This is a genomic window from Lentilactobacillus kribbianus (genome assembly GCF_013184075.1).
Taxonomy (GTDB): Bacteria; Bacillota; Bacilli; order Lactobacillales; family Lactobacillaceae; genus Lentilactobacillus; species Lentilactobacillus kribbianus.
The window spans coordinates 564,288-577,397 of the sequence record NZ_JABEQQ010000002.1 but is presented as its reverse complement, the minus strand read 5'-3'; the positions used below and the strand labels follow the sequence as shown (position 1 = coordinate 577,397).

Annotated in this window: 10 protein-coding genes, 10 tRNA genes, 1 riboswitch and 1 other annotated feature; of the genes, 15 read left to right on the top strand and 5 right to left on the bottom strand. The window is 37.5% G+C overall.

Going from position 1 to position 13,110, the window contains the following annotated elements; genetic code table 11:
• Window positions 1–2: 2 nt before the first annotated feature.
• The 10 genes from HII32_RS07705 (at window position 3) to HII32_RS07660 (ending at window position 982) form a co-directional block, all read left to right on the top strand.
• Window positions 3–94: transfer RNA gene (locus HII32_RS07705), tRNA-Ser, on the top strand.
• A 14-nt stretch (window positions 95–108) separates the two neighbouring features.
• Window positions 109–180, top strand: a tRNA-Glu gene (locus tag HII32_RS07700).
• Between the two features lie 6 nt (window positions 181–186).
• Window positions 187–259 (top strand) — tRNA-Val (locus HII32_RS07695).
• Between the two features lie 13 nt (window positions 260–272).
• Window positions 273–346 (top strand) — tRNA-Asp (locus tag HII32_RS07690).
• Between the two features lie 54 nt (window positions 347–400).
• Window positions 401–473, top strand: a tRNA-Phe gene (locus tag HII32_RS07685).
• Window positions 474–478: 5 nt separating this feature from the next.
• Window positions 479–561 (top strand) — tRNA-Tyr (locus HII32_RS07680).
• 4 nt (window positions 562–565) lie between these two features.
• Window positions 566–636 (top strand) — tRNA-Trp (locus HII32_RS07675).
• Between the two features lie 13 nt (window positions 637–649).
• A tRNA-His gene (locus HII32_RS07670) sits at window positions 650–722 on the top strand.
• A gap of 41 nt (window positions 723–763) precedes the next feature.
• A tRNA-Leu gene (locus HII32_RS07665) sits at window positions 764–848 on the top strand.
• Window positions 849–911: 63 nt separating this feature from the next.
• Window positions 912–982 (top strand) — tRNA-Cys (locus tag HII32_RS07660).
• A 59-nt stretch (window positions 983–1,041) separates the two neighbouring features.
• Here the strand turns inward: HII32_RS07660 and HII32_RS07655 are convergent.
• The 3 genes from HII32_RS07655 to HII32_RS07645 all read right to left on the bottom strand — a co-directional run bounded on the left by HII32_RS07655 (window position 1,042) and on the right by HII32_RS07645 (window position 2,522).
• Window positions 1,042–1,224, bottom strand: coding sequence for a hypothetical protein (locus tag HII32_RS07655; protein ID WP_172189992.1), 183 nt, complete (start codon window positions 1,222–1,224; stop codon window positions 1,042–1,044).
• A gap of 136 nt (window positions 1,225–1,360) precedes the next feature.
• Window positions 1,361–1,738 carry a hypothetical protein gene (locus HII32_RS07650; RefSeq protein ID WP_246224883.1) on the bottom strand — a complete coding sequence of 126 codons (378 nt, stop codon included), beginning with the start codon at window positions 1,736–1,738 and terminating at the stop codon, window positions 1,361–1,363.
• Window positions 1,739–1,808: 70 nt separating this feature from the next.
• Window positions 1,809–2,522, bottom strand: coding sequence for a hypothetical protein (locus HII32_RS07645; protein WP_172189990.1), 714 nt, complete (start codon window positions 2,520–2,522; stop codon window positions 1,809–1,811).
• Between the two features lie 108 nt (window positions 2,523–2,630).
• Window positions 2,631–2,714: riboswitch (SMK box riboswitch) on the top strand.
• Between HII32_RS07645 and metK the strand changes: the two genes are divergently transcribed.
• Both metK and HII32_RS07635 read left to right on the top strand, forming a co-directional pair.
• The gene (gene metK / locus HII32_RS07640; protein ID WP_172189988.1) at window positions 2,712–3,902 is read left to right on the top strand and encodes a methionine adenosyltransferase; all 1,191 of its coding nucleotides are present in this window, start codon (window positions 2,712–2,714) and stop codon (window positions 3,900–3,902) included. Its footprint overlaps the riboswitch before it by 3 nt.
• A gap of 59 nt (window positions 3,903–3,961) precedes the next feature.
• Window positions 3,962–5,434 (top strand): MDR family MFS transporter, encoded by a 1,473-nt coding sequence (locus tag HII32_RS07635; protein ID WP_172189986.1) that lies wholly within the window; start codon window positions 3,962–3,964, stop codon window positions 5,432–5,434.
• Between the two features lie 25 nt (window positions 5,435–5,459).
• Here the strand turns inward: HII32_RS07635 and HII32_RS07630 are convergent, their stop codons facing one another.
• Window positions 5,460–6,101: a phosphatase PAP2 family protein gene (locus tag HII32_RS07630; protein ID WP_172189984.1), complete on the bottom strand. Its 642-nt coding sequence runs from the start codon at window positions 6,099–6,101 to the stop codon at window positions 5,460–5,462.
• A gap of 84 nt (window positions 6,102–6,185) precedes the next feature.
• Window positions 6,186–6,401 (top strand) — a binding site (T-box leader).
• A gap of 67 nt (window positions 6,402–6,468) precedes the next feature.
• Between HII32_RS07630 and leuS the strand changes: the two genes are divergently transcribed.
• Both leuS and HII32_RS07620 read left to right on the top strand, forming a co-directional pair.
• The gene (gene leuS / locus HII32_RS07625; protein ID WP_172189982.1) at window positions 6,469–8,892 is read left to right on the top strand and encodes a leucine--tRNA ligase; all 2,424 of its coding nucleotides are present in this window, start codon (window positions 6,469–6,471) and stop codon (window positions 8,890–8,892) included.
• A 171-nt stretch (window positions 8,893–9,063) separates the two neighbouring features.
• The gene (locus tag HII32_RS07620; protein ID WP_172189980.1) at window positions 9,064–10,716 is read left to right on the top strand and encodes a putative polysaccharide biosynthesis protein; all 1,653 of its coding nucleotides are present in this window, start codon (window positions 9,064–9,066) and stop codon (window positions 10,714–10,716) included.
• Between the two features lie 38 nt (window positions 10,717–10,754).
• On the opposite strand, the gene HII32_RS07615 is transcribed toward HII32_RS07620, so the two are convergent.
• Window positions 10,755–11,585, bottom strand: a complete 831-nt coding sequence (locus HII32_RS07615; RefSeq protein ID WP_172189978.1) for an NAD(P)H-hydrate dehydratase — start codon at window positions 11,583–11,585, stop codon at window positions 10,755–10,757.
• Between the two features lie 109 nt (window positions 11,586–11,694).
• Here HII32_RS07615 and pepV point away from each other — a divergent pair, with 109 nt between their 5' ends.
• Window positions 11,695–13,098 (top strand): dipeptidase PepV, encoded by a 1,404-nt coding sequence (gene pepV, locus HII32_RS07610; RefSeq protein WP_172189976.1) that lies wholly within the window; start codon window positions 11,695–11,697, stop codon window positions 13,096–13,098.
• The last annotated feature ends 12 nt before the right edge of the window (window positions 13,099–13,110 follow it).

The window sequence follows — 13,110 nt, the reverse complement described above, 5'->3', positions numbered from 1 at the left end:
ATGGAGAGTTGTCCGAGTTGGCCGAAGGAGCATCATTGGAAATGATGTAAACGGGTAAAAGCCTGTTTCAAGGGTTCGAATCCCTTACTCTCCGTAAACAATTATCATGACCCGTTGGTCAAGTGGTTAAGACACCGCCCTTTCACGGCGGTAACATGGGTTCAAATCCCGTACGGGTCATCACTTGGAGGATTAGCTCAGCTGGGAGAGCACCTGCCTTACAAGCAGGGGGTCACAGGTTCGATCCCTGTATCCTCCATTTCATTTCAATTGGTCCGTTGGTCTAGCTGGTTAGGACGCCTGCCTGTCACGCAGGAGATCACGAGTTCGAGTCTCGTACGGACCGTTGTTATGTATTTAAAATTGAATACACAACTTAAACATTATAATGATGTTATTTGGCTCGGTAGCTCAGTCGGTAGAGCAATGGATTGAAGCTCCATGTGTCGGCAGTTCGATTCTGTCCCGCGCCATTTATGGAGGGGTAGCGAAGTCTGGCTAAACGCGACGGACTGTAAATCCGTTCCTTCGGGTTCAGTGGTTCGAATCCACTCCTCTCCATCTTAGGGATATAGTTTAATGGTAGAACTACGGTCTCCAAAACCGTCAGTGTGGGTTCAACTCCTACTATCCCTGTTATAATGTTATGGCGGTATTGGTGAAGTGGTTAACACATCGGTTTGTGGATCCGACACGCGTGAGTTCGATTCTCACATACCGCCCTTAAGAAACACTTACTTGTAATTGTTTCGTTTATGTTTTTGCCGGAGTGGCGGAATTGGCAGACGCGCTGGACTCAAAATCCAGTGTCCGTTGAGGACGTGTGGGTTCGAACCCCACCTCCGGTACTTCTTTAGATGGTATATCCACATCACTTCCTAGCAAGTGTAGGGTGTTCCATCTTTTTTTATGGCGGTATAGCCAAGTGGTAAGGCAGAGGTCTGCAAAACCTTCATCGTCGGTTCGAATCCGATTACCGCCTTAAGATAGTTAATAAAAAGACTGATACTTTTAATAAGTATCAGTCTTTTTTAGGTCTTATTAGTTGAATAAATCTTTAGCCTTATCTAATAAACTTGAAGAATTACCGTCAATCAGGTCCTTAGCTTTATCATAGTAATCACCAAGATCATTTTTATGATCTTTAATAAAGGTTTGAGCTTCTTCTAATTTTCCTTCGCCAACCAAACCCTTTACTGTGTCCATAATTTCGTTAATGTTCATTACTATCACCACCCAAAATGAATTAAGTCAATACATGAGTATCACTTGATTTCTATTGTAGCATTATCTTTGCTAATTGAAGGGTATTTTAGCTTAAAAAAATAGTCTATCTAAATTTAAGATAGGCTGTTTTTAATTATTGTGTAAGTGGGGTAAATTGATGGTTTAATAAAATTTCTTTAGCTGTTGTTGTAATACCCCAAACTAAATCACTGTGATTAATGACGATTATGTTTAAATCTTTAACCAAATTATTGCCTAAAGAATTCAAAACTTTTTGATCAAGGATGTAAACATCACTAGTTGCATCATCTACATTGAAAAAATGTTCTGCCTCAACCACTAAGTTAGGATTGACTTCGTTTAATTCCTTTTGAAGTTGATCACAAAAGTTTTGAATTAAGGCGTTATCGACAATTTCATTACCAGTTAATGATGGTTGAATTTTGCCACTTCTAATATCACCGATTACGCTAATCAACAATTGGTTCACCGCTTTCCTTTTTTCTGACAATGGCAATAATATCATACGAATTATTAGAAAAACGAACTGAATCATTTTCTTTGCGCAATATTAATTTTGTTTAGGAAAGAATAAATATTACTAAAGAAGTTAAAAGGTTGAATGCTAATCCAACTGGCCACTTGATTGAAAGTTTAAGTAAATTAGGCTGACTTTCAATAGCAAGAAATCCCAAATCGATCAAAGCTAAAGCGATTAATTTTTCTACTGAAAGCGAAAGAGCAAAACCAAAGATTAAGATGAAACAGATAATGCTAATTAAAACTAAAAAAGGTGGCTCTTTTTTTATGAAGTGAGGAAATGAAAATAGTAGGTTACTGAAAATTAAAATAATTAAGACTAGTAGTTGTTGGGAGTTGATAAAATTATTGATTAATAGTTGACCAGCCATTACAATTCCGGTTCCATATGAAAGTGAAAATAATAACCATTCTGAGTAATTATCATTAATCAAGTTTTTAACAAACAATAAGTTGATGGTAACTACATTAATAGTCAAAAGCCAGATAGCAGACCAACTGATGGTGGGAGCTACTAACCATAATAATCCCAGTAAAATTAAATCTATTATTGTAATTACTGACCAATTAGGTTTGCCTTTGTTAGATATCTGCTTACCTAAAAAAACAAAGACGATTGCAAAAACAGTAAGTAGTTGAAAACTATGATTTCCCAATAAATTACTAAAATGAATTCTAGTATAAATACCCCAGGTTATGAGGGGGAATATTGCTTGTAAAATAAGATTACCGATTTGTTTATTTTTAATGTTCATTGAAGGACTCCTCATGGTTAATTAAATTTATCCTAGCGTTTTTTAAAATATTGGTCAATGTTAAATTAGAATAATCGTTTTAATAAAGTCAAAGATATGATAACATTAATTAGTTATGAGTTCCCGATAGGATTCACATTATTGTGAAGAAGCCTTGTAACCTACAAAAATAAAACGGGGGGAAAACTAATGCAAGAAAGACATTTGTTTACTTCAGAATCTGTTTCAGAAGGGCATCCAGATAAAATCGCTGATCAAATTAGTGATGCTATTTTGGACGCTATATTGGCTAAAGATCCGGACGCTCGAGTTGCGTGCGAAACTTCAGTTACAACAGGATTGGTACTAGTATTTGGTGAAATATCAACCACTGCTTATGTTGATATTCAAAAGGTGGTCCGTGACACTATCAAATCTATCGGTTATGTTGATAATAAATTTGGCTTTGACGGCGATACCAGTGCGGTACTGGTAGCTATCGATGAACAATCTCCTGATATTGCTCAAGGAGTTGATGATGCTCTTGAAATGAAAGAGGGAGCAGAAGATCCACTAGATCAAATTGGTGCTGGTGATCAAGGATTGATGTTTGGTTATGCTATTAACGAAACACCGGAATTAATGCCACTACCTATTTCGTTAAGTCATCATTTAATGCAACGAATTGCTAAAGTTCGTAAAGACGGTGAATTAGATTATTTAGGACCTGATGCGAAAGCTGAGGTTACCGTAGAATATGATGACAATGGTAAGCCATTAAGGGTAGATACAGTAGTTTTAAGTACCCAACACTTGCCAGAGGTATCATTAGACCAAATTCGTCAAGACGTACGAACAAAGGTGATTAATGAGGTAATTCCAACCGAATTATTGGATGATAAAACTAAATATTTCATTAATCCAACTGGACGTTTTGTAATTGGTGGACCTCAAGGCGATGCTGGTTTAACAGGTCGTAAGATTATTGTTGATACTTACGGTGGCTATGCTCACCACGGTGGGGGTGCTTTTTCTGGTAAAGATGCAACCAAGGTTGACCGTTCAGCTAGTTATGCTGCTCGCTATATTGCTAAAAACATTGTCGCTGCAGGTTTAGCTACTGAAGTGGAAGTTCAATTAGCTTATGCTATTGGCGTTGCAGAACCAGTCTCTGTTTCTGTGAATACTTTTAATACAGCTAAGGTTTCGGAAGAAAAATTAACTGAAGCAGTTCGTCAGTTATTTGATTTACGACCAGCTGGTATCATTAAAATGTTAGACCTTAAACGACCAATTTATAAACAGACAGCCGCTTATGGTCATTTTGGCCGAACAGATGTTGATTTACCTTGGGAACATTTAGATAAGGTTGACGCATTAAAAGAGTATTTTAATAACTAATAATATTTGTTTTAAAAGGCTCCCGTTATGCGGGAGCTTTTTTCGAAAGGAGTGTTTACATGAATTCAACCGAACGGAGCAATGTTCCGCTCGTGACAATTGCTTTATTTGTCGCAACTTTTATGAGTGCGGTGGAGGGGACCATTGTTTCGACCGCAATGCCAACAATTATTGGTGATTTACATGGGGTTTCATTAATGAATTGGGTATTTTCTATTTTCCTGTTGACCAATGCAATTGCGACCCCAATCTATGGTAAATTAGCTGATCAAGTGGGACGAAAACCAATGTTTATTATTGGTATCGCAATTTTTATCGTTGGCTCAGTTATGTCGGGGCTTTCGCATTCTATGCTTGCCTTAATAATTTGGCGAGCGGTTCAAGGAATTGGTGCTGGTTCGATTATGCCCATTTCTAATACTATTATCGCCGATATTTATCCAGTAGAAAAAAGAGCTCAAGTAATGGGATTCAACGGAGCCGCTTGGGGGATTGCCTCCATTATTGCGCCATTATTGGGGGGGTTTATTGTTGATCAGTTAACCTGGCATTGGATCTTTTTTATTAATCTACCAATTGGTATCATTGTGATGTTAATGATTCAGTTATTTTTTAAAGAACAACGCAAAGTACATCAAACAAGTATTGATTACTTGGGCATGATTTATTTGACGTTATCCTTACTGTCGTTAATGTATGGGTTTCAGGCTATTGGTCAAGCACCAATTAAATGGCCCATTATTGCCATTTGTTTATTAATATTTGTAGTCACTTTAATTTTATTCATTCGGCACGAACGAATAGCAGCCGATCCCTTGATTCCAATGGAATTGTTTGAAAATAAAACGTTCGTGGTTCAAAATGCGGTGGTGTTTTTGGTTAGTGGCTTTTTAATTGGTTTTGAAGTTTATCTACCTGATTGGACTCAAGGAATTTTAGGATTACGTGCATCCATGGCTGGATTTGCAATTACACCTAGTTCTATCATGTGGATTGTGGGCTCGTTTATTGCGGGTAAAATGATTTTAACCATGAGACCACAAATGATTATTAATGTTAGTTTATCGTTTATTTTAGTTGGAGCAATTGCAATGACGTTATTGCCAGCTCAGACACCATTTTGTAGCTTTTTAATTATCGCTGCCATTTGTGGAACTGGTTTTGGAATTACCATTACTTCAACTACTATTACAGTTCAAAATGAAGTTAAACCAGATGAAATTGGGGTAGCTACCTCTTTTAATACCCTTTGTCGTACCTTGGGGCAATCTTTAATGGTTTCTATTTTTGGAATTATCATGAATACTACAATGGTTCGTGGAGTTAACCAAACCGATGGGGCTACTATGGGAATGATGGATAAGCTAATTAATCCACAGACCGCTCACGAGTTGTCTCAAACAATGTTGCCTAAGTTACGAATTGTGTTGTACCAAATGTTGCATAATGTTTTTATTGCCGGTTTAATTTTGATTGTACTGGCATTTCTAATTAATTTTGCTGATCGCAATAAAAAAAGTTCAACTAACTAGTTGAACTTCTCGGATTATCCTATTTTCAGGATAATCTTTTTTTATTTTCTAAACGAAGAAAGGCTGTTTCGCTTAATGTTAAAAATACAAATCCCAGACTCCAACCAGCTAAAACATCGGTTGGATAATGAACGTGAACATAAGCTCGACTCAGACCAATTAAAAATATCCAGCAACATATTAGAGTGATTAAAATAAATCGTTTAGATCCTTGATTTAGCGTTTGCATTAGAATAAAAATCACAGTACCGCCTAGTAACATAGACGTAATGGAGTGACCACTGGGAAAACTGGTAGAAGAAACTTTAACCAAATGTCTTACTATTGGGCGTGGACGATTAACAATATGTTTAATTAATGTATTCACTCCACCAGCAATAATGAAGCAATTAAAAAATAATAACCATGCGTAGTTAAGATGATGCTGCCATAGTTCGACTAAAATGGCGATAATAATCACTGTAATAATCGCTGGAACTTCATTTAGTGTTTGAGTAAGAAAAATAAAGAAACTATCTAACCCGGAACTTCTAATAGGTTGAATAACCGCTAGAACATGATAATCAATGGCTGATATGTATTGAGCATTGGTCATGACACCAACTAATAACAATAAAAATAGTAAAAGTGAAAGACCAGTAGCCCACCATTGTTTTTTAGAAATCATTGGGCGCCTCCAAGTGTTTTTTAATAAAAGAATATGGGACTTGCGTTAAGTTTAAACGTCTGATAGGATTACATCAATAGCTTAATTCATGAAATGAGTGCGAAGTAGTAATTTCATGTTCCTTTTCAGAGACTAGGTGAATTTGGTGTAAGCCTAGATGAAACATTTAATGAACTCGTCGCAAGAATGATTTGTTGAACCTTTAGTAGGCAAATTCGGTTAACTGCCGTTATTAGTTCTGAGTAGCTCAACATAATGGTTGAGAATAATAGGTGGTACCGCGGTTAATTCGTCCTATAAAAATTCCAGATTAATTGGATTTTTTATAGGGCTTTTTTTCATGAATTAATAATAAAGGAGAATAAGTATGGCATATAATCACGAGGTCATTGAACGCAAATGGCAGCATTATTGGAAAGAACATAAAACTTTTAAAACTACCGAAGACCCAGTAAAGGATAAATATTATGTCCTAGATATGTTTCCTTATCCATCTGGTCAAGGATTGCACGTTGGGCATCCAGAAGGTTACACTGCCACTGATATTATGGCACGAATGAAACGGATGCAAAACAAAAACGTCTTACATCCAATTGGTTGGGATGCATTTGGTCTTCCGGCAGAACAATATGCTTTAAAGACAGGACATAACCCTAAAGATTTTACAGCTCAAAATATTAAAAACTTTAAGCGTCAGATTCAATCTTTAGGATTTTCATACGATTGGGATCGCGAACTTAATACAACTGATCCCAGTTACTACAAATGGACTCAATGGATTTTTGAGCAATTATACAAAAAAGGATTAGCCTATGAAGATGAAATCATGGTTAATTGGGCCCCTGATTTCATGGGTGGAACCGTTGTGTCTAATGAAGAAGTTATTGATGGTAAGACTGAACGTGGTGGATATCCAGTATATCGGGTCCCAATGCGCCAATGGGTTCTTAAAATTACGGCTTATGCTGATCGTTTGATTGATGATTTGGATGATCTTGATTGGCCAGAAAACGTTAAAGATATGCAACGAAACTGGATTGGCCGTTCTCGGGGCGCTAGTGTTGATTTTAAGGTAGCCGATTCAGATCAAAAAATTGAAGTTTTCACTACTCGACCAGATACTTTGTTTGGTGCCACGTATTTAGTATTATCACCAGAACATGAGTTAGTGGATCAAATTACTACGGCTGACCATAAAGATGAAGTTGCGGCTTATAAGGAAAAGGTTGCTCGTAAATCCGATTTGGAACGAACCGACTTGAATAAAGATAAAAGTGGCGTCTTTACCGGGGCCTATGCAATTAATCCAATGACTGAACAATTAGTACCGGTTTGGATTGGTGATTACGTATTAACTTCTTATGGGACTGGAGCCATTATGGCGGTACCCGGACATGACCAACGTGATTATGAATTTGCCCAAAAATTTGATTTACCAATCATTCCAGTAATTAAAGGTGAAGGCATGGATCTTGAAAAAGAAGCCTTTGCTGGCGATGGCGTTCATATTAACTCGGGCTTTATGGATGGCATGGATAAACCGACGGCAATTAAAGCTGCAATTGATTGGTTAACCGAACACAAAGCAGGTCACGAAAAAGTTAATTATCGGCTACGTGATTGGATCTTTAGTCGCCAACGTTATTGGGGTGAACCTATTCCAGTTATTCATTGGGAAGATGGTGAAACTACCCTTGTACCAGAAGATGAATTGCCATTAAAGCTTCCAGCAGCTAAAAATATTGAGCCATCTGGAACTGGTGAAAGTCCATTGGCTAACTTAGATGATTGGGTTAATGTGGTTGATGAAAATGGTCGTAAGGGTAAACGTGAAACTAACACAATGCCACAGTGGGCTGGTAGTTCTTGGTATTATTTGCGTTACATTGATCCACATAACGATGAAATGATTGCTGATCCGGAAAAGTCTAAATATTGGATGCCGGTTGATTTGTATGTTGGTGGAGCTGAACATGCAGTACTTCATTTACTATATGCTCGTTTCTGGCACAAGGTGTTATATGATTTAGGGGTTGTTAACACAAAAGAACCATTCCAAAAGCTAGTTAACCAAGGAATGATTTTGGGAACTAATCATGAAAAAATGTCGAAATCTAAAGGAAATGTTATTAATCCAGATGATATTGTAAATGAATATGGTGCCGACACTTTACGAGTTTATGAAATGTTTATGGGACCTATCGATGCTGCCAAACCTTGGAATACCGAAGGAATTGCAGGGGCTTATCGCTGGTTAGATCGAGTATGGCGTTTAATGATTGATGAAAATAATCATTTACGTGATCGAGTTACAACCTTTAATGATGGTAAGCTAGATAAAATTTACAATGAGACCGTTAAAGTTGTTTCTGAAGACTTAGAACAAATGCGCTTTAACGTGGCCATTTCTCAAATGATGGTCTTTGTTAATGAGGCTTATAAAGCTGATGCGTTGCCAATCGATTACATGAAGGGCTTCGTGCAATTGTTATCACCAATTGCTCCTCATATTACAGAAGAACTTTGGAGTTTATTGGGCAATGACGATACTATTGCATACTCTACTTGGCCAACTTATGATCCAGAAAAGTTAGTTGAAGCAGAAGTAGAAATGGTTGTTCAGGTAAACGGTAAGGTTAGAGATCATATCAAGGTGGCTCAAGGAGCTTCTAAAGAAGAAGCAGAAGAAGTTGCTAAAGCTTCTGAGAAGGTACAAGCCGCAATTGAGGGTAAAGACATTAGAAAAGTAATTGTTGTGCCTAATCGAATTGTGAACATCGTTGTAGGCTAATTAAATTAACTAAAAGAGATATCCACTGCGGGTATCTCTTTTAAATTGCCTAAAATTACTTTACTAAATAATGAGAATTTAAAAAGTCATAAACTGTGTTGATATTACGCGATTTCTCCATTAGAATAAGTAGGATTGAATTGAATGCTAAAAACGAAAGCAGGAACAAAGATGAATGATGAAACACAACAGACCAGCAATGAAGAGAATCGCGACAAAATGTTGTCCGGTTCTGCCTGGATGACAGCTGGTAGTATTTTTTCACGGATCTTAGGGGCCATTTATATCATTCCCTGGCGGATTTGGTTTGGTAGCTTTTTCCTATTAGGAAATGCGTTATACGGGTTTGGCTATAATATTTACAGCTTTTTCCTAATTGCGGCGATTGCGGGAATTCCATCTGCAATTGCTAAGCAGGTAGCACATTATAATGCGTTAAATGAATATGGAGTTGGAGTTCGTTTATATAAGCGCGGACTGGTACTTTCGGTGGTCACCGGATTGGTTTGTGCTTTAATTTTATATTTTGGGGCGCCTTTACTAGATGGCGGCAATAAAGATGTCATTCCGGTACTACATTCATTAGCATGGGCTATCTTGATTATTCCGACAATGAGTTTAACCAGAGGATATTTCCAGGGATATCAACAAATGGCTCCATCAGCAATTTCTCAATTTGTTGAACAATTGGCCCGCGTTTTGTATATGTTGATTACTGCTTTTATTATTATGCGAGTAATGCATGGTAGTTGGATTACAGCGGTAGCACAATCTACTTTTGCAGCCTTTATTGGAGCGGTAGCTGGTCTGTTGGTCCTAGTTTATTATTACTGGCGTCGTCGGAGTTATTTCCGTGATTTAGTGGCTAATAGTAATAATGAAATTCATGTGGAAGCTTCCGAGCTCTACAAAGAAATTATTGCACAAGCAGTGCCGTTTATTATCTTAGGAGCAGGAATTACTATTTTCCAATTGATTGATCAGTATACTTTCTTTGATATTATGAAAATGGCGACTAATTACAGCAGCGATGCATTGAGTGATTTATATGCTATGTTTGCAGTTAACTCCAATAAGTTAATTATGATTGTCATTTCATTAGCTTCTGCATTAGCTATCACGGCAGTACCAATGCTTTCAGTCGCCATTACGCAAAATGATATAAAAAGTATTCGTTCCCAAAATTCCAATATTTTCTTACTATTCTTGTATGTTATGTTACCAGCATCATTGGGAATGGCTGCGATTGCAGGACCATTAAACCGAGTTTTTTATGGTCAGGCTCATCAAGCACTAGGTGCTAATATTCTGTCATTTTCTTCCTTTATCGCGATCCCATTAGGTTTGTTCGTTGTTTTTGCTGCAGTAATGCAAGGGTTAAATCAAAATAAGCGAGCGGTTAAATACTTCTTAATTGGAACGATTGTGAAGTTAGCGTTGCAATGGCCATTAGTATACTTATTGGGAGCATTCGGGTCATTATTAGCAACGGGAATTGGGATTATGGTGGCAAATATCTTAATTTTGAATCGACTTAATCAACAATATGGATTTGATGGCAAGTTACTTAAAACTGAGTTTACTAAAATTGCTGAATATTCCCTTATCGTTTACTTGGTAGTATTAGTTTTAGTCTATGGCTTGAATTTCTTCTTTGGTCTTTTTACGGATCCAATGGGAGGCATGATTAGTTTAGTGGTTAGTCTAGTAGCAGTTGTCGTTGGGGGCGGAATTTACGCTTACTTAACGTTAAAGAATCGAGTTGCTGACTATGTTTTAGGACCAAGAACTGATGCTTTACGAGCTAAATTACACATTAAATAAAACAAAACCCTAGATTAATAATCTAGGGTTTTTTTACATTAATTTTCGTACTGTTTCATAAAATTAGGTAACTTTTGACTAATTTGATGGGGGAGTACCACATATTGCTGTTGACCTAATTCATCGGCAATAGCACTATGAGCATAGACCGCTGCTAAAGTGGCGTTGGTTTGATTATTAAATTGAGCGCAAAAGCCACCAATCATGCCGGCAAGAGTATCTCCCATACCGCCGGTTGCCTGTGCGGGAGTACCGCTGGTATTTTGATAAACTTGTTGATTAGTATATATCTGCGTATGTGCTGATTTTAAAACAACGGTAGCTGCCAGTTGTTGAACCACTTGTTGATTTAATTCACTATTTGTTTGGTCATTGATTGAAATACCACTAAGTCGTTGCCATTCCATTTGATGAGGGGTCAAAATCACTTTGGATGATTTGGGTAGAGATATGTGATGTTGAGCAATCAAAGTTAGGGCCGAGCCATCAATCACTAAAGTTTGGTTAGAATTGACTATTTTTAAAATCAAATTGAGTACGGCTAACGAGTGGTTAGTGGTTCCCAATCCCGGACCAATAACAATAACAGTAGCTGATTTTATCAACGCTGTGGTAGAGGTAAAATCGGTAATATCAGCAAACATAGCTTCAGGCACCCAATTATGTAAACTGGATTGATTAGTGTTATCAGTAATGGTAGTGACCAAACCGGCACCAGCAGACACTGCTGCTAACGTGGCCATAATAATGGCTCCGCCAAAGTTACGGTTACCACCAATCAGGACCACCTTGCCGTAGGATCCTTTGTAACTATCGACTGGGCGCTTTTTAATTGTTTTAGTTAGAATGTTTTCAGTTAATTTAATCATTATAAAAGTCCTCCCACGAAATATTATATCATTGCAATGCTTTTCGTTAGCCAAAGGTGGTTGGGAATGTGATAGAATGTTTCTAATAATACAATTGGAGGACTGCTTAATGACACAAAACTGGCAAAAATTAGCTGAAGATTATAAAGAAGACTATTTAGCAGACTTAAAGGAATTAATTGCGGTAGAAAGTGTTCGTGATGATGAACATGCTACTACTGAATTTCCTCTTGGTAAGGGACCAGCTGCGGCTCTAGATAAATTTTTATCATTTGGAGAACGTGATGGTTTTACAACCAAAAATATTGATAACCTTGTTGGTTACATTGAGTATGGTGATGGCGAAGAAACTATGGCTATTTTATCTCACGTTGATGTAATGCCAGCAGGTGCCGGTTGGGATACTAATCCATTTGAAATGACAATTAAAGATGGTAAAGCATATGGTCGGGGAACCTCAGATGATAAAGGTCCGGGACTGGCTGCTTACTATGGCTTGAAAATGTTTAAAGATGCGGGGATTAAACCCAATGTTAAAATTCGTTTGATTTTAGGTACTGATGAAGAAAGTAACTGGACGGGAATGAAACATTACTTTGAAGTAGAACCAGCCCCAACCTTTGGCTTTTCACCAGATGCTGAATTCCCATTGATCAATGGTGAAAAAGGAAATGCCTCGTTTGTTAGCGAATTTGGTGTTAAAAATGGTAGTGAATTAATCTTAAAAGAATTTGATTCTGGTTTACGTGAAAACATGGTACCTAGAGATGCTGAGGCCGTGATTGAAACTACCCATGCAGAAGAAATCGGTGAAAAGTTCAACCAATTTTTAGATGATCAACCGGTTGCTGGTGATGCTGAAATTAATAGTGAAGGAATTACCTTACACGTAGTCGGCAAAGCTGCTCATGGAATGGAACCTAAAAATGGGGTTAATGCTGGTACTTACTTGGCTACTTTCTTGAATACTCTTCAATTTGACGGGGATGTTAAGGATTTCCTTAGCTTTATTGCCAATTACCTTCACGATGACTCTAGAGCCCATAAATTAGGTATTAATTTCACTGATGAAATCATGGGTGATTTAACCATGAACGTTGGTATTATGAAGTTTGATCAACAAAATGGTGGTTTTGTAAATACTAATTTCCGTTATCCAAAGGGGATGGGTCCAAATGACATCATGAAAGGCCTAAAGGATGCTGTTGATTCACTTAGCGGTTCAGTTCAACAAATTTCTAATATGGAGCCTCATTATGTTGACCCCAACGATCCAATTGTTAAAACCTTGATGCAAGTTTATATTGAACAAACTGGCGAAACTGATGCTAAGCCAGAAGTAGTTGGTGGTGGTACTTACGGCCGAATGATGGAGCGTGGAGTTGCATTTGGAGCTTTGTTCCCATGGACTGAAGATACTATGCATCAAGCTAATGAATTTCAACCAGTTGCCGATTTAATTAAAGCGATGGCCATTTACGGTCAATCAATTAAGGAACTAGCAACTAAGTAGCAGTTAACGGTG

What these genes read in the sequence shown, in the direction of transcription:
- HII32_RS07655 (WP_172189992.1), bottom strand. Translation starts at nt 1,224, where the DNA reads ATGAACATTAACGAAATTATGGACACAGTAAAGGGTTTGGTTGGCGAA.
- HII32_RS07645 (WP_172189990.1), bottom strand. Translation starts at nt 2,522, where the DNA reads ATGAACATTAAAAATAAACAAATCGGTAATCTTATTTTACAAGCAATA.
- metK (WP_172189988.1), top strand. Translation starts at nt 2,712, where the DNA reads ATGCAAGAAAGACATTTGTTTACTTCAGAATCTGTTTCAGAAGGGCAT.
- HII32_RS07635 (WP_172189986.1), top strand. Translation starts at nt 3,962, where the DNA reads ATGAATTCAACCGAACGGAGCAATGTTCCGCTCGTGACAATTGCTTTA.
- HII32_RS07630 (WP_172189984.1), bottom strand. Translation starts at nt 6,101, where the DNA reads ATGATTTCTAAAAAACAATGGTGGGCTACTGGTCTTTCACTTTTACTA.
- leuS (WP_172189982.1), top strand. Translation starts at nt 6,469, where the DNA reads ATGGCATATAATCACGAGGTCATTGAACGCAAATGGCAGCATTATTGG.
- HII32_RS07620 (WP_172189980.1), top strand. Translation starts at nt 9,064, where the DNA reads ATGAATGATGAAACACAACAGACCAGCAATGAAGAGAATCGCGACAAA.
- HII32_RS07615 (WP_172189978.1), bottom strand. Translation starts at nt 11,585, where the DNA reads ATGATTAAATTAACTGAAAACATTCTAACTAAAACAATTAAAAAGCGC.
- pepV (WP_172189976.1), top strand. Translation starts at nt 11,695, where the DNA reads ATGACACAAAACTGGCAAAAATTAGCTGAAGATTATAAAGAAGACTAT.